Below are 18,356 nucleotides of genomic sequence, written 5' to 3' on the forward strand. Positions count from 1 at the left end.
TCCCTATCCCGCAATGGTTGTCCGAAGGGGTACAATGTCAATATGCCTCATCGCTAAATCTGTTGGGGAATTGTTTTCATGGCTGAAAACTTGCGTTAAAAGGCGCGCAGTCACGATGTAGGGATTTTTCCATGACGGCTTCCGACAGCGAACTCCAGGCCCAGTTGCTTGCACAGGCTCTGCCCTACATGCAGCGCTATGAGAACAAGACCATCGTGGTGAAATACGGCGGCCACGCCATGGGCGACACCGCGCTCGGCAAGGCTTTCGCGGCCGATATCGCGCTTTTGAAACAGTCGGGTGTAAACCCGATCGTCGTGCATGGCGGCGGCCCCCAGATCGGCGCGATGCTGACCAAGATGGGCATCGAATCGAAATTCGAAGGCGGTTTGCGCGTCACCGATGCGAAGACCGTCGAGATCGTCGAAATGGTTCTGGCCGGCTCGATCAACAAGGAAATCGTTGCGCTGATCAACCAGACCGGCGAATGGGCGATCGGCCTTTGTGGCAAGGACGGCAACATGGTGTTTGCCGAAAAAGCCAAGAAAACGATCATCGATCCCGACAGCAATATCGAACGCGTGCTCGATCTCGGTTTCGTCGGTGAAGTCGTGGAAGTCGACCGCACGCTGCTTGACCTTCTGGCCAAATCCGAAATGATCCCGGTCATTGCACCGGTTGCTCCGGGTCGCGACGGCGCCACCTACAATATCAACGCCGATACGTTTGCCGGCGCCATCGCAGGAGCCCTGCACGCCACCCGCCTTCTGTTTCTGACCGACGTTCCGGGCGTGCTCGACCGCGACAAGAACCTCATCAAGGAATTGACGGTCGCGCAGGCGCAGGCGCTGATCAAGGACGGCACGATTTCCGGCGGCATGATCCCCAAGGTCGAGACCTGCATCGATGCGATCCGTTCCGGCGTTCAGGGCGTAGTGATCCTCAACGGCAAGACTGCCCATTCGGTGCTGCTCGAAATCTTCACCGAGCACGGCGCCGGGACATTGATCGTTCCCTGATCGGCAATAGCGGATCCTAGTCCGGGGTTTCCTTTGCGCATGCGGCGGTGCATAACGGCCGCATGCCGCATCTGAAGACGATACCCGATCCCGACGATTTCGCCCATGTCACCGATTGGGTGTTCGATCTCGACAACACGCTCTATCCGCATCACATCAATCTGTTCGCGCAGATCGACACCAACATGACCGCGTTCGTGTCGGAACTGCTTCAGATGGAGCCGGCCGATGCCAGGGTGCTGCAGAAGCGCTATTATCATGAGCATGGCACAACGCTGAAAGGTCTGATGCTCAATCACGCCGTCGATCCGGCCGCATTTCTGGAACGCGCCCATGCGATCGACTATTCGTTGCTGCAGCCGCAGCCCGACCTTGGCGAGGCGATCAGGGCGCTGCCGGGCCGCAAGTTCATCCTCACCAACGGCACGGTTCCACACGCGCAAGCGGCCGCCGGTGCCATGGGCATTCTCGACCATTTCGAGGACATTTTCGACATCGTTGCGGCCGACTACCTGCCGAAGCCGGCCAGCGCCACCTATGACAAGTTCGCTGCGCTGAACAAGGTGGATGCGAAGCGGGCTGCGATGTTCGAGGACCTGCCGCGAAACCTCGTGGCCCCAAAAGCGATGGGCATGCGCACCGTGCTTCTGGCCCCGGAAGTGACCGCCGATATCGTCATCGAGCGCTGGGAAAAGATCAGCGACGAAGACGTGCATATCGATTACGTAACCGAGGATCTTACCGGTTTCCTGAAGGCGCTTCGGGACTGACAAGGATCGGTCGTGCGCGATTTGCGCGGCCGTCAGTTCACCTTACCGAAAGTTCATCCACCTTACCGACGTTTAAGTGGTTCCGGCCGGCACCACGCCTTACCTTGGGGCGTAAGAAGCAATCAGGAAGGAAACATCATGAACGCCAAGAAGATCGCACTTGCCGCCCTTGGAGCCGCTTTTGTGTTCGGCGCCACCGCTCCCGCAAGCTTTGCGGCTCCGGGTGATCGCGGCTCGAAGGGTCATGGCCCGCGCCATGAGATGGGCGGCCCGATGATGAAGGAACGCGCCTTCATCTACCTCCTGAAAAACGCCGACGCCAACAAGGACGGCAAGGTGACGAAGGCGGAACTAACCGCTTTCGAGGAAAAGAAATTTGCCGAAATCGACGCCGACAAGGACGGTTCGCTGACGCCGGGCGAATTCCGCGCCTATCGCAAGGCCGCCATGGAAGCGTTCCGCAAGGACCATCCCCGCCCCGAGCGTGAAGACGCCGCAAAGGATGGCGACGGCCCGAAGCATGAACGCGCCGAGGGCAAGGGCGGCAAGCCGCATCATGCCAAAGGCCCCGGTCGCCACGGCAAGGGCGCAGGCGGCGCCATGGGCTTCATCCGTTTCGCCGATACGGATGAGAACGGCCAGGTGAGCAAGGCCGAAGCCACGGCGGCCACGGAGAAATTCTTCGCCTTCATGGACACCAACAAGGATGGTGCCATCAGCATCGACGACCTGCCGGTCCGCCCCCTCTAATTTCCGGCAGAGCGTTGCAGAACCCGCCCCTTCTCCCCAGGGGGGCGGGTTCTTTTTCGTCAGGCAGAGATCGCCGGCGCTACGGCCGGCAGCTTGTTCCGCCCTCGAAGTCGCGTATACTTCCCCGGTACGGAGTGCGGAGGCGCGACATGAGCACGAATACGCGGTGGATGATTATGAGTGCCTTTGTCTGCAGCTGCCTGCTGATCTATTTTTACGTGTGAATGGCAAGACGTCCGGTTTTGGCGCGTCGATGGTGACAGGCACGCGCCGGACCACCGGTTACAATCCGTAGAATTCCGAAATCACGTTCCACGCTTCTTCCGCCGTCTCGACGAAACTGAACAGCGACAGGTCTTCCGGCGAAATGGTGCCGAAATCGGCCAGCGCGCCGAAATCGATGATGCCGCGCCAGAAGGCTTGCGAGAACAGGATGATCGGGATCGGTTCCATGCGCTTGGTCTGGATGAGGGTCAGAGCCTCGAACATTTCGTCCAGCGTGCCGAAGCCCCCCGGGAACACAACCACGGCCTTCGCCCGTGTCAGAAAGTGCATCTTGCGGATGGCGAAATAGTGGAAGTTGAAGCTGAGTTCCGGCGTGACGAAGCGGTTCGGGGCCTGCTCATGCGGAAGGACGATGTTGAGGCCGATGGTCGGCGCGCCGGCTTCCGAAGCGCCGCGGTTGCCGGCCTCCATCACGCCCGGGCCGCCGCCCGTGACCACTACATATTCCTTGAAATCGGCAAGACGTGAGTGCTGCGCGCACAGGCCCGCAAACTTGCGCGCCTCCTCGTAATAGACCGAAGCGTCCATCAAATTCCGGCGCTGGGTCTCGTTGCGTGCCGCCCAGGGCTCGACGCCGGGTGCCGGAATGCGGGCGCCGCCGAACAGAACGACGGTCGAATTGATGCCCATTTCCTTGAGCGACAGTTCAACCTTCAGAAGCTCGAGTTGCAGGCGGACAGGGCGTAGTTCTTCGCTGCAAAGGAAATCCGGGTCGGCATAGGCCAGGCGGTAGGAAGGCGACAGCGTTTGCGGGGTCTTTGGAACGGTTTCGGCCTTGCGCTTGTCGCTGCCGCTGTCCTTCAGGGGATCCCAGACGCCATCGGTGCGTCTGGCGCCTTCGTTTTCGATCTTCGTCATTCCATTCCCTCAGTACCAAATCACATTGACGCCCGATCGGTGGTCGCTTAGACCAAAGCCCATGTTTTTGCCAGAGAGCAAGGCCATCTCCCTCTTCACGATATCGGGTTCACGGTATCGTTTGACGTCTAAGGATCCCTGATGAGCAGCATCGACTTCGCCACCCTCGAAAAAACCATCGAGACCGCTTTCGACAACCGCGACAGCGTCAACCTCTCGACCCAGGGCGAAGTGCGCGATGCGGTGGAAACCTCGCTGAACCTGCTTGATTCCGGCCAGGCCCGGGTCGCCATGCGCGGTGAAGACGGCAGCTGGACCGTCAATCAATGGCTCAAGAAGGCCGTTCTTCTCTCCTTCCGCCTCAACGACATGGAAGTCGTCAAGAACGGTCCGGGCAACTCGACATGGTGGGACAAGGTTCCATCCAAATTCGAAGGCTGGGGGGAGAGCGAATTCCGTGCCGCCGGCTTCCGCGCCGTTCCGAACGCCGTCGTGCGCCGCTCGGCCTATGTCGCCAAGAACGTCGTGCTGATGCCGTCCTTCGTCAATCTCGGCGCCTATGTCGATGAAGGCACGATGGTCGACACCTGGGCAACCGTCGGCTCCTGCGCGCAGATCGGCAAGAACGTGCACCTGTCCGGCGGCGTCGGCATTGGCGGCGTTCTGGAGCCGATGCAGGCGGGCCCGACCATTATCGAGGACAATTGCTTCATCGGCGCGCGTTCGGAAGTCGTCGAAGGCTGCATCATCCGCGAAGGTTCCGTTCTCGGCATGGGCGTCTACATCGGCAAGTCCACCAAGATCGTCAACCGGGCCACCGGCGAAGTCACCTTCGGCGAAGTGCCGCCCTACTCGGTCGTCGTCGCCGGCTCGATGCCCTCGGGCAGTGCCACCATGCCGAACGGCGCTCCCGCTCCCCATCTCTACTGCGCCGTGATCGTCAAGACGGTCGATGAGAAGACCCGTTCGAAGACCGGCATCAACGAGCTGCTGCGCGACTGATCCCACCCCTTCCCAAGGTTCTCCGATGTCCGTTGCAGATCCGGTCGCAAACCTGCAGGCGCTGATCCGTTGCCCTTCTGTCACCCCGGCTGAAGGGGGCGCGCTGAGCGCCCTTGAAGCCATGCTGACGCCACTCGGCTTTACGGTCGAGCGTATGGTGGCCAGCGAACCGGGCATGCTGGACATCGAAAACCTCTATGCCCGCATCGGGACAGAGGGGCCTCATTTGATGTTTGCCGGGCACACCGATGTCGTGCCGCCCGGCGACCAGGCGTCCTGGACCCACCCGCCCTTTGCCGCCGAGATCGCTGATGGCGAACTGTTTGGCCGCGGCGCTGTCGACATGAAGGGCGGCATTGCCTGTTTTGTCGCCGCCGTCGCCCGCCATATCGAACAGCACGGCGCGCCAAGAGGCTCGATCTCGTTCCTGATTACCGGCGACGAGGAAGGTCCGGCGGTCAATGGCACGGAAAAGCTGCTGAGATGGGCTGCAGACAAGGGCGAGCGCTGGGATGCCTGCCTGGTGGGCGAACCGACCAATCCCGACAGTCTTGGCGACATGATCAAGATCGGCCGGCGCGGTTCCGTTTCCGGCAAGGTCACCGTTCACGGCCTACAGGGCCATGCCGCCTATCCTCATCTTGCCGACAATGCCGTGCGCGGTGCGTTGTCCCTGGCAGCGTCCCTGATGGACCCGCCTTTCGATACCGGAACGCCGGAATTCCCGGCCTCCAATCTGGAGGTGACGACGCTCGATGTCGGCAATCCGGCGACCAATGTCGTGCCGGGAAAGGCCACATTCGCCTTCAACATACGGTTCAACGATCGCTGGACCGCCGATACCGTGAAAGCGGAGATCATGCGCCGCATGGATGCGGCCGCCCGCGAAAACCCGCTGCGGCCCGGGCGCGACGCCATCCGTCACGAAATCAGCTGGGCAGACCGCCCCAGCCACGTTTTCCTGACCCGCAACGATGCGCTGATCGGCTCGCTTGCCGCCTCCGTCGAAACTGTCACCGGCAGGCGTCCGAAGCTCTCGACCACCGGCGGCACCTCGGACGCCCGTTTCATCAAGGACTATTGCCCGGTGGTGGAATTCGGTCTTGTCGGCCAGACCATGCATATGGTGGATGAGCGCGTGGCGGTCGCGGATCTGGAAACACTCACCCGCATCTATGGGGATTTCATTCGCCGGTGGTTTGCCGATGCCGTCATTTGCTGAAATCCAATTCTATGTTTCCGGCCTTTGGCTGCTGGTCAAAGGCGATGCCGAGGGGTTCCGCCGGCTCGACCTTACCGAGCGCGGCATGAACCGTTCGTTCTGGGCGATCATCTGGTGCCTGCCGCCCATGCTGGTTTCGTGGAATTCGATGCGGCTGTCGTTTCTCGAAACATCACCGCCCGATACGCAGGCCGGGCCGCTCTATTTTCTCAAGCTTGCCCTGATCGACGGCGTGAACTGGATCGTGCCGCTGATCCTGGTGGCGTTTCTGTGCCTTCTACTGGGCCTTCGCAGCCGGTTTGCCGCCATCGTCGCCGCGTCCAACTGGCTCGCGGTGCCAATCACTTACGGCTATGGCTTTCTCATCCTCGTCGCCTTCTTCGTGCCGGGCAGCGAGGGACTGGTCGTCCTGTTGTGGTTTTTCCTGCTGCTCGCACTGGTATTTTCGTTGTCGCGCGTCCTGCGGATGATCCTCGGTCCCCAGCCGCTGACCGTCGCCGCCATGGCCATGACGCTGATCATTCCCTCGCTGTTGCTTTCTGACGCGTTGCAGACGTTTCTCGGCGTCGTGCCTTAAGCGGCGAATGCCGCCTCACGCGTCGCCCGGGTATTCCACCTTCATGAAATAGAGCCCTTCGGGCGGCGCGACCGGGCCGCACTGCTTCCGGTCGCGGGCTTCGAGCGCGGCACGCACGTCACGCGCCGTCATCTTGCCCTCACCCACCACTTTAAGCGTGCCGGCAAAGGAGCGTATCTGGTTGTGGAGAAAGCTCTGGGCACTGGCGCGAATTTCGATCAGGTCTCCGAGGCGGGTGACATCCAGCCTATCCAGCGTACGCACCGGATTCTTGGCCTGGCAATGGGTGGAGCGGAAGGTCGTGAAGTCGTGATGGCCCACCAGTTCCTGCGCGGCTGCATGCATGGTTTCGTGGTCGAGATCCCTTGCGACCCACCAGGCCCGGCTCTTCTCCAGCGCCAGCGGCGCCGGGCGGTTGAGGATGCGGTAGAGATAGTGCCGCTTGAGCGCCGAAAAGCGCGCGTCGAAAGTCTCATCGACGGCCGCGACCTCGACGATCGACACCGCTTCCTGCGCCATCATCAGATGGGCATTGACGGCGTTGCGCAACTTGTAGGGCTGCCAGTCCCGCGCCAGGTCGGCATGGATGACCTGACCACGCGCATGCACGCCCGAATCCGTGCGACCTGCACCGCGGATCGAGATGGTCTCGCCGGTCAGCGCGAGGATCGCCTTCTCGATCGCCGACTGCGCGGAATGGCCGTTTTCCTGGCGCTGCCAGCCGACATAGGCGGTACCGTCATATTCGACGGTCATGCGGAAACGGGGCATCAGACGACCCCGACTATCGCCGGCATCGGCAGAACCGTGCCCGCAGCGATCGGTGTGCCGCGCCGGAAGTCGGCAGCATCGAGCGGTTTGCCGCCGGCCTTCTGCAGACGATCGAGACGAACCGCGCCGTCAGCGCAGGCAATCCGCAACGGTTCGCCATCCAGAACCTCGCCAGGCTGCCCTTGTCCTTCGGCGAGGGCAGACGCGAGGACCTTCACCCGTTCAGGCTTGCCGTTGACGTCCAGCTCGAACCACGCACCCGGAAAGGGTGACAGTCCCCGGATGTGGTTATGGACGTCGCGCGCCGGCTTCGAAAAATCGATACGGGTTTCGGCCTTGTCGATCTTGGCGGCGTAGAGAACGCCCTCTTCCGGCTGAGGCGTCAGCGGCAGGTCGTCGGCTTCAAGCTTCTCCATGGCTTCCACCATGGCGCGGGCACCGACCCGCATCAGCCGGTCATGCAGTTCGCCAGCCGTCATTGCCTCGCCGATCTCGACTTCCTTCGTCAGAGCCATCGGCCCGGTGTCGAGGCCTTTCTCCATCTTCATGACGATCATGCCGGTCCTGTCGTCGCCGGCCATGATGGCGCGCTGGATGGGCGCGGCCCCGCGCCAGCGTGGCAGAAGCGAGGCGTGACCATTATAGCAGCCGAGCCGTGTGCCTTCGAGAATGGCGACCGGGAGGAGCAACCCGTAGGCGACGACGACGGCGACATCGGCGTTGAATGCCCGGAACGTCTCGCGGTCTTCCTCGGCCTTGAAATTCAATGGCGTCAGCACCGGAGTGCCGAGCAGTTCAGCTGCCTGATGCACCCGCGACTTGGTAAGATCAAGCCCGCGCCGGCCCGCCGGGCGTGGCGGTTGACTGTACACGGCGACGATCTCGTGCCCGGCCTCCTTCAAGGCCCGCAGCGTCGGCACGGAAAAGTCCGGCGTACCCATGAAGATGATGCGAAGAGACATGGTCGAACCCGTCGTTGGTCATGGGCATGGTGGGACCGAAGCACTGTCACCCCGATCCTGAAGCGCCGCAGTCAGACCTTGGCCTTGGCGGCCTTGGTGAATTTCTTGATCACCATCTCGCGTTTCAGCCGCGAAATATGGTCGATGAAGAGAACGCCGTTCAGATGATCCAGTTCGTGCTGGAAACAGGTCGCCAGCAGGCCATCGGCTTCGAGCATGTGCTCCTTGCCGTCACGACCGATATGTTTCACCGTCACGGTCGCCGGGCGTTCCACCTCGGCATAATATTCCGGGATCGACAGGCAGCCTTCCTCGTAGACCGAACGATCATCCGAGGATTTCACGATTTCCGGGTTGATGAACACCATCGGCTGGGCCGGATCGCCTTCCTTGGCGATATCGATCACCAGAAGACGGCGCGGCACACCGATCTGGATCGCGGCAAGGCCAATGCCGGGCGCGTCATACATCGTCTCCAGCATGTCGTCGGCAAGCTTCAGCACCTCGTCGTCGACACGTTCGATGGGAGCGGAAACCGTGCGCAGCACAGGGTCGGGCAGGATAATAAGCGGCTTGATCGTCATGGCCTTCCCATTATCCCATCTTGTCGAACTGGAAAACAAAAATTGCATTCCGTGCCATGACCGGCGTGCGTGAGACGAAAAGCGGCCCCACTCGGATTGGACGCAGTTCTTTGTTCCTGTTTTGATCTTTCCAGGCTGCACAAATGTGCTAGGCTTGAGAAATGCAAACCCAACAGTCTCTCTCGGCAATGCTCTTCGCCAATCCCCTCCTAGCGGCAACAGCCGGTTTCGCCGTGCTTGTGTTCCTGTTCACTCTCGTGCTTCTGGTATCCGGTCGGCGCGCTTCCGTTCGCGAGCGGGAGGAAACGGCGCGCCGGGCGATGGAAGCCGATGCCCGACTGGGTGAGATGTTGAGGCTTCAATCGGAAATGCAGGGGCGGATGGCAGCCATGGGAGAGGCGCTTGGCCATCGCCAGGCGGAACTCAACCGCGCCGTCAACCAGCGTCTTGACGGCATGAGCCACCGGCTGGGAGCAACGATCACCGAGCAGACGAAATCCACCCACGACAATCTGCGCGCCCTGCAGGAACGGCTGGCCGTGATCGATGCCGCGCAGAACAATATCCAGACGTTGGCCAAGGATGTCGTCGGGCTGCAGGCGATCCTTTCCAACAAGCAGACGCGCGGCGCCTTCGGTCAGGGGCGGATGGAAACGATCGTTGCCGACGCCTTGCCGCAGGGGGCCTACGGGTTTCAGACCATGCTTTCCAACGGCACGCGGCCGGATTGCACGATTGCCATGCCCAATGGCGCACCTCCGCTCGTTGTAGATGCGAAATTTCCGCTGGAAGCCTGGAACGTGTTTCGCGAGGCGACCGACGCGGATCTGCGGCGCAATGCCGGCCAGCAGTTTCGTCGCGATCTTGAAGTTCACATCAAGGACATTGCTGAAAAATACCTCATTCACGGCGAGACCCAGGATACCGCCTTTCTGTTCGTGCCGTCAGAATCGATCTTTGCGGAGATCCATGAACATTTCGAAGGCGTGGTGCAGAAGGCGCAGCGCGCACGCATCGTCATCGTCTCGCCCTCGCTGCTGATGCTGTCCATTCAGGTCATCCAGGCCGTACTGAAGGACCAGCGCATGCGCGAACAGGCCCATCTGATCCAGGGCGAAGTGGCACTTCTGATGGAAGACCTCGGTCGGCTGGACGAGAGGACGCGGAAATTGCAGAGCCATTTCCTGGCTGCCCAGAAGGACGTCGAGCAGATCCTCACCTCTTCCGACAAGCTGAACCGTCGCGGCACAAGGATCAGCGCGCTGGAGCTTGAGGCTCCTGCCCCGCATCAGGCGGACGGGGAGAGCGCCAGGCTACAGCCGAAATCAGGGATCGAGAACCGCACTGGCCTTCTCAAGCTGAGAGTGGTTGACGAGGACTAACGCGGTCGGGCAGTGTCCGCCGCAGATTTTTGCTCCAGAACGCGCGCAGGCATGTCATGATCACTGTTCTCGGCTCCATCAATATGGACCTTATCGCCACCACGCCGCGTCTGCCGCAGCCGGGTGAAACCGTGGCCGGCACCGGCTTTGCCACAGCCGCCGGCGGCAAGGGCGCCAATCAGGCACTGGCGGCACGGCGCGCAGGCAGCGGCGTGCGCATGGCCGGTGCGGTGGGAGAGGACGAATTTGCCGGGCCGGCTCTGGAACTGCTGGATCAGGCCGGCGTCGACCTGACCGCCGTTGCCCGCAGCGATGCTCCGACCGGTACGGCGCAGATTCTGGTCGGCGGCGACGGCGAAAACATGATCGTCGTCGTGCCGGGCGCAAACGGCACGATCGACGACGATCAGGCACACAGGGCGGTCGGCACGATGAGGGCCGGAAGCCTGTTGATGCTACAACTGGAAATTCCTGCAGCCAGCGTCGAGCGGGCCCTGCTCTCCGCGCGCGCCCAACATATCGTCAGCATTCTCAACACAGCGCCTTTGACGCCGCAGGCCGCCGAACTGGCAACGCTTGCCGATATCGTCATCGCCAACGAGACGGAATTTTCCCTGCTGGTCGGCCGTCCGATCACGCAGGCCGACGCACGCGAGAGCGCCATGCGGGAATGGCATTCCGAACGGGGCCAGGCATTGATCGTCACACTTGGCGGGGAAGGCGTCATTGCCATCCGCAACGGCGTCATCCACACGGCCAAAGGGCTGGATATCAGGCCCGTCGATACGGTGGGCGCCGGCGACACGTTTTGCGGATATCTGGTGTCCGGACTGGAACAGGGGCTCGACTTTCCCGACGCGCTGCGCCGCGCCGCCATCGCCGGCTCGCTTGCCTGCATGAAAGCCGGTGCGCAGCCCTCTATCCCGAGCGCCGACGAGGTTGCCGCACATCTTTGATCGCTCGCCGCTGTCGGCGCAGCGACGCTTGCAGCGCGCGCTGAAATTTCCCATATGAATGTCACGGCCGCATGCCATTTCGGGTGCGGACAGGGTCGCTTGAATTCAAGGACTGAAGGACATGAGCCGAAGCACGACCTTTGCGAGCCCGTTGTTTCTGGGCTTTGACGCGATGGAGAAGACCATCGAACGTCTGGCCAAGGCCAATGACGGTTATCCACCCTACAATATCGAACGCATCGCGCCGGACGGCCGCGGCGTCGAGCGTTTGCGCATCACCATTGCCGTGGCGGGGTTTGCGGAAGAAGAGCTCGACGTTACCGTCGAGGAAAACCAGTTGATCATTCGCGGCCGGCAGGTCGAAGTGCCGGATCGCGACTATCTCTATCGCGGTATCGCCGCACGCCAGTTTCAGCGCGTTTTCGTGCTGGCGGACGGAATGCAGGTGGGCGGCGCTGGTCTGCGTAATGGCTTGCTGTCGGTCGATCTGATCCGTCCCGAACCTGAACGCATGGTGCGAAAAATTAACATTTCTGTCTCACAGTAGGTCAACGGCGACAATGCCGAAATGCCCTCAACCTGGAGGCCGGAATGCTGCTTAAAGAAGCAACTGCGCGCTTGACGCAGAATGAACTCGTTGATCTCGGGGCCGGTGAAGTCGGCTATATCCGCAAGGTGCGCTCCGAAGAGGTCTCCCGCTGCTTTCCGGAAGCCCCCGAAATCGATCCCGCTCTCGACCTTTGGGCACTGTTTGGCGCCGACGGCACGCCGATCCTGCTCAGCGACAACCGTTCCAGCACCTTCTTCAAGGCTGCCGAAGACGAGTTGCGTACCGTCAGCCTCCACTAAGACAGACCAGGAGGACAAGCGCGGCGGCTTGCAGCATTCGCGCCTTGACCTCCCGCATCGCCGCTGCGGGCCGACGCCTCAGACGCGCCGGAATGTCAGATAGGCGGACGATCGTCCTTCGCGCTTGGCCTTTGCCTCGTAACGCGTGCCGGGCCAGCCGGCGAAGGGCGTCAGCCAGTTGGCGGGTTCCCTCGCCTGCCATTCAAAGCCGCCATGCTCGTGGCAATGCGTCAGTGTCCAGTTGACATAGGTATCGATATCCGAGGCGAAGCAGAACAGCCCGCCCGGCTTGAGCACGCGATGAAAGCGGGTCAGGTTGACCTGCGAAACGAACCGACGCTTCCAGTGCTTCTTCTTCGGCCACGGATCGGGATAGAGAAGATCGATACGGTCGATGCAGGCGTCCGGCATCCAGTCGAGAAGCTGCGTCGCATCATCGGCATAAACACGCACATTGTTGAGCCCGAGCTCGCCGACACGGCCGAGTAGTTTCGCCATGGAATTGACGAAGGGCTCGACGCCGACGAAACCGGTTGACGGCTCTTCCTGAGCGCGATGCACAAGGTGTTCGCCGCCGCCGAAGCCGATTTCCAGCCGCAGGCGCTGCGGCGGGAACGAGAAGAGATCGGTAAGATCCCTCGGCGCCTCGACTGCCAGATCGACGGCCAGTGCCGGCAACACCGTCTCCATCGTTTCCGCCTGGCGCTCGCGCAGGGGCTTGCCCTTGCGTCTGCCGAAGAAGGCTTCGGTCGCACGTGTCGGATGGGACGGTTCGGTCATGGTCGGTCTTTCGAAACTAAAAAAGCGGACGCCTCGGCAAGGAGACATCCGCTTTACATTTTTATGGCGCGGTCCGTAAAGACCGATCAGGCTGCCTTCAGCGCTTCCTTCAGCGGCTTGACGAGATCGAGCTTCTCCCAGGAAAACGAACCGTCGCGGCCGTTCTTGCGGCCAAAATGGCCGTAGGATGCGGTCTTGGCATAAATCGGCTTGTTCAGGTCAAGGTGCCGGCGAATGCCACCGGGAGAAAGATCCATGGTCTTGCGGATGGCCGCTTCGACCTGATCTTCCGTGACATTGTTGCCGGTGCCGTGCAGATCGACATAGATCGACAGGGGCTGGGCGATGCCGATTGCGTAGGAAATCTGGATCGTGCAGCGTTCTGCGAGACCGGCAGCGACGACGTTCTTGGCAAGGTAGCGGGCGGCATAGGCAGCCGAACGGTCGACCTTGGTCGTGTCCTTGCCGGAAAAGGCGCCGCCGCCGTGCGGTGCTGCACCGCCATAGGTATCGACGATGATCTTGCGACCGGTCAGACCGGCGTCGCCGTCCGGGCCACCGATGACGAACTTGCCGGTGGGATTGATGTACCACTTGCAATCCGCATCGATCGGCAACTCGCCGATGGCTTCACGGATATAGGGTTCGACAACCTGACGAACCTTTTTCGAATCCCAGCTGGTATCGAGGTGCTGCGTCGAGAGCACGATGGAGGCGACGCCTGCCGGCTTGCCGTCTTCGTAACGGACGGTCACCTGGCTCTTGGCGTCGGGACCGAGCTTGCCGGCATCGCCCTCGCCCTTCTTGCGGGCGGTTGCGAGCAGTTGCAGGATACGATGCGAGTAATAGATAGGCGCCGGCATCAGGTCCGGCGTTTCCTTGCAGGCGTAACCGAACATGATGCCCTGGTCGCCGGCCCCTTCGTCGCCCTGCTGGTCGGCGGCGCTATCGACGCCCTGGGCAATATCGGCGGACTGCGAATGCAGCAACACATCGATCTTCGCCGTCTTCCAGTGGAAACCGTCCTGTTCGTAGCCGATGTCCTTGATCGCCTTGCGCGCGGCCGACTTGAATTTGGCCGGGTTGATGACGTCGTTGCCGTTCTTGTCCTTCTTCATCAGGCTCGGCGGCAGTCGCACTTCACCGGCGATGATGACGCGATTGGTGGTTGCCAGCGTTTCGCAGGCGATGCGCACCGTCCAGGGATTGATCCCGGTCTTCACGGCTTCGCGATAGACAAGATCGACGATCTCATCGGAAATACGGTCGCAAACCTTGTCCGGATGGCCCTCAGCAACGGATTCGCTGGTGAAGAGGTAGTTGGCACGCATTTGGGATTCCCCTCAAGAACAACTCGGCGGATGTGTACTGACATCGCCACACGAAGACAAGAACACAACGACATAAATATATCTTTATGCGGTGATTTCCCATGAGTGCTGCGAGCGTGCGACACTGGGCGGCGCCGCGGGCGGCCAATACGAAAAAAGCGGCCGGGTGGCCGCTTTCACTTCCGCAGTCTTGGGAGGAATGCGTTATTCGGTATCTGCCTCGGCGGCGAGTGTCTTGACCAGATCAACCAGACGGCGACGAACCTTGGGATCCGAAATTTTTACAAACGCGCGGTTGAGTTGCAAGCCCTCGGACGAGGACAGGAAGTCGACGACGTAGTTAGAGCTCGAGGCTTCAGCCATTCCCGCCTGACCGTTATTCTGGTCGCCAGGAGCATCTTCGAAAAAGAAAGAGACCGGGACGTTCAGTATGCTCGAAATATTCTGAAGGCGGCTGGCACCAACGCGGTTGGTACCCTTTTCGTATTTCTGGATCTGCTGGAAAGTAATGCCGAGGCTTTCGCCCAGCTTTTCCTGGCTCATGCCCAGCATCGTGCGGCGAAGGCGAATGCGACTACCGACATGAATGTCAATCGGATTCGGCTTCTTCTTATTCTCAATCATCTCACAGTCCTAATTAGGTTGCTATCAAATCCCCATAACCCGTATCCCGTGTGTAAATACACTCATTGCTAATTTAGCTGCACGCAACATAAACGAGGAAGCATATGGCAACACGATAGGCTGTAGACACTATGCATTTTTGGGGGTTTTTGGTCAATTGACGCGAGAATTGAAACCCAGACGCGAAATCAGTGCAATCAGAAACATTGCGCTGGCAATCAACCATAGGTGCATCTGTCGGCTTGAATTGTTCCAGTGCGAGACAGAGCCGCCACCCAAGGTAGCATCAATCACGCTTTTGTGATTTAGGTCGAGCCCTGTTAATATCCGCCCGAACGGGTCGGTCACGGCAGAGATTCCGTTATTGGCATCCCGAATCATGGGCAGTCCCGTCTCGATCGCCCGTACACGCGCCTGCAGAAAATGCTGGTAGGGACCCGGCGTCATACCGAACCACGCATCATTGGTGATGTTGAGAAGAAGGCTTGCCGTTTCGATATCCGCAGTCATTTCGTCCGGAAAGATGGCCTCGTAACAGATCAGCGGATATAGGCTTAAGCCGGATGGCAGCGTGATCAATGCGCGGCGGCTTCCGGCTGTGTAGCCACCCGGCATGTCGACGATATTTCCGATGCCGACAGAGTTAAAAAACTCTTCAAAGGGAAGGTACTCGCCGAAAGGCGTAAGATGCACCTTGTCGCTGGCGCCAATGATCTGCCCCTGACTGTCGATGGCATAAATCGAGTTGTAGTAGCGGGGCGGCCGGCCGGGACCGGCATCTTCCGCGCGTACAGCGCCGGCAATCAACACCTGGCCATCCTGAAGCACATCGGCAATCCGCACCAGCGCATCCTGGTTCTGCGTCAGGATGAATGGCAGTGAGGTTTCCGGCCAGACGATCACGTCCGGTCTCTTGGCGCCTGGCGAAGGGGGCAAGGCGCTCAATGCAAGATGTTCCTCGAAAATCGCGATCCGATCGCTATTGTCCATCTTGCGTGCCTGATCGATCACCGGCTGGACCAGGCGGACGGCAACATCCTGCTGCGGACGCGCCGCCATCAGCGCATCGGCCTCGGAAAGGCGCCAGGCACCGTAACCGAGATGGACGGCAAACAAGAGGATCGCGACCGCCAGTCCGCCAACCATGCCCTTGCGGGTGGCAATCAATGCCGGTGCGGCAAAGACCAGAACCGCGAGCATGGTGAGCCCGAATATGCCGACCACGCCGACAGACTGCATCATCATCGGGATGGGCATGACGCCATAGGCGATCGTGTTCCAGGGAAAGCCGGTCAGAACGAAACTGCGCAGCCATTCGCCAAGCCCGAACCCCAGCGCAAGTGCAGCCAGACGACCAAACCCATCCGACCACAAGAGACCGGCAATGGCTGCCGCCAGTCCGTAAAACAGCGCGAGATAGGCCGGCAGACCAAAGACGGCGAGCGGCAGCGCCCACGCGAATTCATCGGAATCGACAAGAAGGGCGTTGCCGAGCCACCACAGCCCGGCGACGAAATAACCGAACCCGAACAGCCAGCCGAGAATGAATGTGGCGCGGAAACGCCTGAATACGCCGCCTTCGGCGCCGGCCGTGGATCCGTCCATCAGCCAGACGAGAAGGGTGAAGGAGACGAAGAATGCCGCAAAGAAGCCGAATGGCGGCTGCGCCAGCGCGCCGAGCGCACCGGCAGCCATCGCCAGAATCGCGCGCTGCCACCCCCAAAGAAGCATGACCCTGCCTGCAAGCCGCTCCATTCACACCCTCATATCGCCCGAATCAAACCCGCGGCAGTGTTCCAAAAAAACCGCTTCCTGTCGTGCAGCTTGTCCGTGCAGTCAGATGCCTTACCTCGATGGCAAAACGGCACGCCTGGGCGTGCCGCTCAAAAATGTCACCTGTCTGCAAGATCAGGTCCGCGGCTGCTCGACGCGGGCTGCCGGCGGCGGTGCAAGGCCGCTGATCGGTGGAGCTCCATCGCCACCGACGGAAGCGTCCAGATCGGCGGAAACCTCCAGGTCGCTCTTGATGCGACGGCGGACAGCTGCCCGCTTACGCAGGATGCGGACACGCTTGATGCGGCGTGGATCCGCCTCGAGGATCTGGAATTCGAAGCCCGGGACCGCCTGTACGACCTCGCCCCGCACCGGGATACGGCCCAGGGCCGAGAAGATCAGGCCGCCCAGCGTATCGACCTCTTCCGCGTGCACGCGCACGTCGAAATCCGGACCGATCGCACCGGCGATTTCCTCCAGCTCGACGCGGGCATCCGCCACGAACACATCCTCGCTGATACGCGAAAACATCACTTCCTCGTCGTCATGTTCGTCCTCGACATTGCCGATGACCATTTCGACGATATCCTCATGGCTGACGAGGCCGTCGGTGCCGCCATATTCGTCGATGACGAGGGCCATCTGGGTGCGGGCGGCCTGCATGCTGCTGAGAAGTTCGGATGCGAGCATCGACGGCGGCACGAACAGGATCTTACGCACCAGGCCCGCTTCTGCAACAGTCTTGGCGAGGTCGACGCGACCGAGGTCGAATGCAGCCTTGGCGGCGCGAACAGGCTTCTGCGGGGCAACGTCACCTTCGGCAGCCATGTCCGCCTCGATGCCGCGCCCCGTAGCAGCGCGGCGCTTGTTGCGGGCCTGCTTGGCCAGGTAGGACAAGAGATCGCGGATATGCACCATGCCACGCGGGTCATCCAGCGTATCGGCATAGACTGGCATGCGCGAACGGCCGGTTTCCTCGAAATGGATCAGAAGATCGCCGAGCGTCATCGTCATGTCGACGGCTTCGATATCGGCGCGGGGAATCATCACATCTTCTACGCGGACTTCGCGGAAGCGCAGGATGTTGTGCAGCATCGCCCGCTCCTCGGGCGAAAACGCATTGCTGACGGCCGCGTCCGTCATCAGCGCGTCGGCCAGGTCCTCCCGCAGTCTTTCGCCCTGCGAGGGTCTCAGCAGCCGGACGGCGCGAGACCAGAAGGACGACTGGGTCCGGTTGGCATTTTCGTGACGTAACGGACTGCCACCCTCTTCGGAGGAGGACGATTCCGCGTTGCCGTCACGGGCGGCAGCATTGCTCGAATGATCGTTCATTGTTCCAGACTATATTATCGGGTCTTGTCCCGCATAGGGATCAGATAGGCCAAGCGTGGCCAAAATGCGAGTCTCCAGTTCCTCCATCTCTTCCGCCTCCTCGCTTTCGAGGTGGTCATAACCAAAGAGATGCAGGAACCCGTGCACCATCAGATGTGTCAGATGATCGTCGAATTTCTTGTCGAGATCAACCGCCTCGCGTGCCACGGTTTCGCGTGCAATCACGATGTCGCCCAGCATGGGGCCCGGTTTGCCGCCAGGCTCAAGAGGGTAGGCTGGGAAGGATAACACGTTGGTTGGCTTATCTTTTTGCCGCCATTCAGCATTGATCTGCCGGATGGTTTCGTCATCGGTAAAGACCAGCGAAACTTCCACGGGCAAAGGCGGAAAAGGCTGTTTTTCTTTATCCGACAGGAAGTTCGCCGCAGCCTGAAGCACCTTTTCGCTGAGAGCGTAAAGCGTTTCCTCGTCCGGCCAGCCGCCGTCTTCCACGCTGATCTGAATATCGAGTTCGGGCATAACAATTCCC

20 protein-coding genes are annotated in these 18,356 nt (G+C 60.8%); 10 read left to right on the forward strand and 10 right to left on the reverse strand.

Annotation, left to right across the window (positions count from 1 at the left end):
- Positions 1 to 131 precede the first annotated feature (131 nt).
- The 3 genes from argB to ACQKKX_RS16915 all read left to right on the forward strand — a co-directional run bounded on the left by argB (position 132) and on the right by ACQKKX_RS16915 (position 2,539).
- The gene (argB, locus tag ACQKKX_RS16905; protein ID WP_427572241.1) at positions 132 to 1,019 is read left to right on the forward strand and encodes an acetylglutamate kinase; all 888 of its coding nucleotides are present in this window, start codon (positions 132 to 134) and stop codon (positions 1,017 to 1,019) included.
- A gap of 62 nt (positions 1,020 to 1,081) precedes the next feature.
- On the forward strand, positions 1,082 to 1,789 hold the full coding sequence (locus ACQKKX_RS16910) for a pyrimidine 5'-nucleotidase (RefSeq protein ID WP_427572243.1): 708 nt from the start codon (positions 1,082 to 1,084) through the stop codon (positions 1,787 to 1,789).
- Between the two features lie 138 nt (positions 1,790 to 1,927).
- Complete coding sequence (locus ACQKKX_RS16915) at positions 1,928 to 2,539, forward strand: EF-hand domain-containing protein (RefSeq protein ID WP_427572245.1); 612 nt, start codon at positions 1,928 to 1,930, stop codon at positions 2,537 to 2,539.
- A 282-nt stretch (positions 2,540 to 2,821) separates the two neighbouring features.
- Here the strand turns inward: ACQKKX_RS16915 and ACQKKX_RS16920 are convergent, their stop codons facing one another.
- On the reverse strand, positions 2,822 to 3,682 hold the full coding sequence (locus ACQKKX_RS16920) for an LOG family protein (protein ID WP_427572247.1): 861 nt from the start codon (positions 3,680 to 3,682) through the stop codon (positions 2,822 to 2,824).
- A gap of 141 nt (positions 3,683 to 3,823) precedes the next feature.
- Between ACQKKX_RS16920 and dapD the strand changes: the two genes are divergently transcribed.
- From dapD to ACQKKX_RS16935, 3 genes are read left to right on the forward strand one after another with little or no spacing between them, the layout of a single operon-like run.
- A complete protein-coding gene (gene dapD / locus ACQKKX_RS16925; protein ID WP_427572249.1) occupies positions 3,824 to 4,684 on the forward strand; it encodes a 2,3,4,5-tetrahydropyridine-2,6-dicarboxylate N-succinyltransferase in 861 nt (286 codons plus the stop codon).
- 25 nt (positions 4,685 to 4,709) lie between these two features.
- Entirely contained in the window at positions 4,710 to 5,906 is a 1,197-nt protein-coding gene (dapE, locus tag ACQKKX_RS16930; protein WP_427572251.1) for a succinyl-diaminopimelate desuccinylase, read from the forward strand.
- Positions 5,890 to 6,483: a hypothetical protein gene (locus tag ACQKKX_RS16935; RefSeq protein ID WP_427572253.1), complete on the forward strand. Its 594-nt coding sequence runs from the start codon at positions 5,890 to 5,892 to the stop codon at positions 6,481 to 6,483. Before dapE ends, ACQKKX_RS16935 begins: the two co-directional genes overlap by 17 nt.
- Positions 6,484 to 6,498: 15 nt before the next feature.
- Here the strand turns inward: ACQKKX_RS16935 and truA are convergent, their stop codons facing one another.
- The 3 genes from truA to def all read right to left on the reverse strand — a co-directional run bounded on the left by truA (position 6,499) and on the right by def (position 8,800).
- Positions 6,499 to 7,254: a tRNA pseudouridine(38-40) synthase TruA gene (gene truA, locus ACQKKX_RS16940; protein WP_427572255.1), complete on the reverse strand. Its 756-nt coding sequence runs from the start codon at positions 7,252 to 7,254 to the stop codon at positions 6,499 to 6,501.
- The gene (fmt, locus tag ACQKKX_RS16945; protein ID WP_427572257.1) at positions 7,254 to 8,216 is read right to left on the reverse strand and encodes a methionyl-tRNA formyltransferase; all 963 of its coding nucleotides are present in this window, start codon (positions 8,214 to 8,216) and stop codon (positions 7,254 to 7,256) included. The genes truA and fmt overlap by 1 nt, the downstream gene beginning before the upstream one ends.
- Positions 8,217 to 8,287: 71 nt before the next feature.
- Positions 8,288 to 8,800 carry a peptide deformylase gene (gene def, locus ACQKKX_RS16950; protein ID WP_427572259.1) on the reverse strand — a complete coding sequence of 171 codons (513 nt, stop codon included), beginning with the start codon at positions 8,798 to 8,800 and terminating at the stop codon, positions 8,288 to 8,290.
- Between the two features lie 161 nt (positions 8,801 to 8,961).
- Between def and ACQKKX_RS16955 the strand changes: the two genes are divergently transcribed.
- The 4 genes from ACQKKX_RS16955 (at position 8,962) to ACQKKX_RS16970 (ending at position 11,987) form a co-directional block, all read left to right on the forward strand.
- Positions 8,962 to 10,182 (forward strand): DNA recombination protein RmuC, encoded by a 1,221-nt coding sequence (locus ACQKKX_RS16955; RefSeq protein ID WP_427572260.1) that lies wholly within the window; start codon positions 8,962 to 8,964, stop codon positions 10,180 to 10,182.
- A 56-nt stretch (positions 10,183 to 10,238) separates the two neighbouring features.
- Entirely contained in the window at positions 10,239 to 11,138 is a 900-nt protein-coding gene (locus ACQKKX_RS16960) for a ribokinase (protein ID WP_427572262.1), read from the forward strand.
- Positions 11,139 to 11,259: 121 nt separating this feature from the next.
- Complete coding sequence (locus ACQKKX_RS16965; protein ID WP_427572263.1) at positions 11,260 to 11,685, forward strand: Hsp20 family protein; 426 nt, start codon at positions 11,260 to 11,262, stop codon at positions 11,683 to 11,685.
- A gap of 44 nt (positions 11,686 to 11,729) precedes the next feature.
- Complete coding sequence (locus ACQKKX_RS16970; protein WP_427572264.1) at positions 11,730 to 11,987, forward strand: DUF1150 family protein; 258 nt, start codon at positions 11,730 to 11,732, stop codon at positions 11,985 to 11,987.
- A gap of 78 nt (positions 11,988 to 12,065) precedes the next feature.
- On the opposite strand, the gene trmB is transcribed toward ACQKKX_RS16970, so the two are convergent.
- From trmB to ybeY, 6 genes are all read right to left on the reverse strand, one after another.
- Positions 12,066 to 12,767, reverse strand: a complete 702-nt coding sequence (gene trmB, locus ACQKKX_RS16975; RefSeq protein WP_427572266.1) for a tRNA (guanosine(46)-N7)-methyltransferase TrmB — start codon at positions 12,765 to 12,767, stop codon at positions 12,066 to 12,068.
- 86 nt (positions 12,768 to 12,853) lie between these two features.
- Positions 12,854 to 14,098, reverse strand: a complete 1,245-nt coding sequence (metK, locus tag ACQKKX_RS16980) for a methionine adenosyltransferase (RefSeq protein WP_427572268.1) — start codon at positions 14,096 to 14,098, stop codon at positions 12,854 to 12,856.
- A 204-nt stretch (positions 14,099 to 14,302) separates the two neighbouring features.
- Positions 14,303 to 14,722, reverse strand: a complete 420-nt coding sequence (locus ACQKKX_RS16985; RefSeq protein ID WP_427572270.1) for a helix-turn-helix domain-containing protein — start codon at positions 14,720 to 14,722, stop codon at positions 14,303 to 14,305.
- 153 nt (positions 14,723 to 14,875) lie between these two features.
- Positions 14,876 to 16,477 (reverse strand): apolipoprotein N-acyltransferase, encoded by a 1,602-nt coding sequence (lnt, locus tag ACQKKX_RS16990; RefSeq protein ID WP_427572271.1) that lies wholly within the window; start codon positions 16,475 to 16,477, stop codon positions 14,876 to 14,878.
- A 153-nt stretch (positions 16,478 to 16,630) separates the two neighbouring features.
- Entirely contained in the window at positions 16,631 to 17,827 is a 1,197-nt protein-coding gene (locus tag ACQKKX_RS16995; protein WP_427572273.1) for a hemolysin family protein, read from the reverse strand.
- Positions 17,828 to 17,836: 9 nt separating this feature from the next.
- Positions 17,837 to 18,346 (reverse strand): rRNA maturation RNase YbeY, encoded by a 510-nt coding sequence (ybeY, locus tag ACQKKX_RS17000; RefSeq protein WP_427572274.1) that lies wholly within the window; start codon positions 18,344 to 18,346, stop codon positions 17,837 to 17,839.
- Between the last annotated feature and the right edge of the window lie 10 nt (positions 18,347 to 18,356).

Origin of the sequence: Neorhizobium sp. NPDC001467 (genome assembly GCF_050275975.1) — a bacterium.
Taxonomy (GTDB): domain Bacteria; phylum Pseudomonadota; class Alphaproteobacteria; order Rhizobiales; family Rhizobiaceae; genus Neorhizobium.

What these genes read in the sequence shown, in the direction of transcription:
- dapD (WP_427572249.1), top strand. Translation starts at nt 3,824, where the DNA reads ATGAGCAGCATCGACTTCGCCACCCTCGAAAAAACCATCGAGACCGCT.
- ACQKKX_RS16970 (WP_427572264.1), top strand. Translation starts at nt 11,730, where the DNA reads ATGCTGCTTAAAGAAGCAACTGCGCGCTTGACGCAGAATGAACTCGTT.
- lnt (WP_427572271.1), bottom strand. Translation starts at nt 16,477, where the DNA reads ATGGAGCGGCTTGCAGGCAGGGTCATGCTTCTTTGGGGGTGGCAGCGC.
- ACQKKX_RS16995 (WP_427572273.1), bottom strand. Translation starts at nt 17,827, where the DNA reads ATGAACGATCATTCGAGCAATGCTGCCGCCCGTGACGGCAACGCGGAA.
- ACQKKX_RS16960 (WP_427572262.1), top strand. Translation starts at nt 10,239, where the DNA reads ATGATCACTGTTCTCGGCTCCATCAATATGGACCTTATCGCCACCACG.
- def (WP_427572259.1), bottom strand. Translation starts at nt 8,800, where the DNA reads ATGACGATCAAGCCGCTTATTATCCTGCCCGACCCTGTGCTGCGCACG.
- ACQKKX_RS16910 (WP_427572243.1), top strand. Translation starts at nt 1,082, where the DNA reads ATGCCGCATCTGAAGACGATACCCGATCCCGACGATTTCGCCCATGTC.
- metK (WP_427572268.1), bottom strand. Translation starts at nt 14,098, where the DNA reads ATGCGTGCCAACTACCTCTTCACCAGCGAATCCGTTGCTGAGGGCCAT.
- ybeY (WP_427572274.1), bottom strand. Translation starts at nt 18,346, where the DNA reads ATGCCCGAACTCGATATTCAGATCAGCGTGGAAGACGGCGGCTGGCCG.
- ACQKKX_RS16985 (WP_427572270.1), bottom strand. Translation starts at nt 14,722, where the DNA reads ATGATTGAGAATAAGAAGAAGCCGAATCCGATTGACATTCATGTCGGT.
- argB (WP_427572241.1), top strand. Translation starts at nt 132, where the DNA reads ATGACGGCTTCCGACAGCGAACTCCAGGCCCAGTTGCTTGCACAGGCT.
- ACQKKX_RS16965 (WP_427572263.1), top strand. Translation starts at nt 11,260, where the DNA reads ATGAGCCGAAGCACGACCTTTGCGAGCCCGTTGTTTCTGGGCTTTGAC.
- trmB (WP_427572266.1), bottom strand. Translation starts at nt 12,767, where the DNA reads ATGACCGAACCGTCCCATCCGACACGTGCGACCGAAGCCTTCTTCGGC.
- ACQKKX_RS16920 (WP_427572247.1), bottom strand. Translation starts at nt 3,682, where the DNA reads ATGACGAAGATCGAAAACGAAGGCGCCAGACGCACCGATGGCGTCTGG.
- truA (WP_427572255.1), bottom strand. Translation starts at nt 7,254, where the DNA reads ATGCCCCGTTTCCGCATGACCGTCGAATATGACGGTACCGCCTATGTC.
- fmt (WP_427572257.1), bottom strand. Translation starts at nt 8,216, where the DNA reads ATGTCTCTTCGCATCATCTTCATGGGTACGCCGGACTTTTCCGTGCCG.
- ACQKKX_RS16915 (WP_427572245.1), top strand. Translation starts at nt 1,928, where the DNA reads ATGAACGCCAAGAAGATCGCACTTGCCGCCCTTGGAGCCGCTTTTGTG.
- ACQKKX_RS16935 (WP_427572253.1), top strand. Translation starts at nt 5,890, where the DNA reads ATGCCGTCATTTGCTGAAATCCAATTCTATGTTTCCGGCCTTTGGCTG.
- dapE (WP_427572251.1), top strand. Translation starts at nt 4,710, where the DNA reads ATGTCCGTTGCAGATCCGGTCGCAAACCTGCAGGCGCTGATCCGTTGC.
- ACQKKX_RS16955 (WP_427572260.1), top strand. Translation starts at nt 8,962, where the DNA reads ATGCAAACCCAACAGTCTCTCTCGGCAATGCTCTTCGCCAATCCCCTC.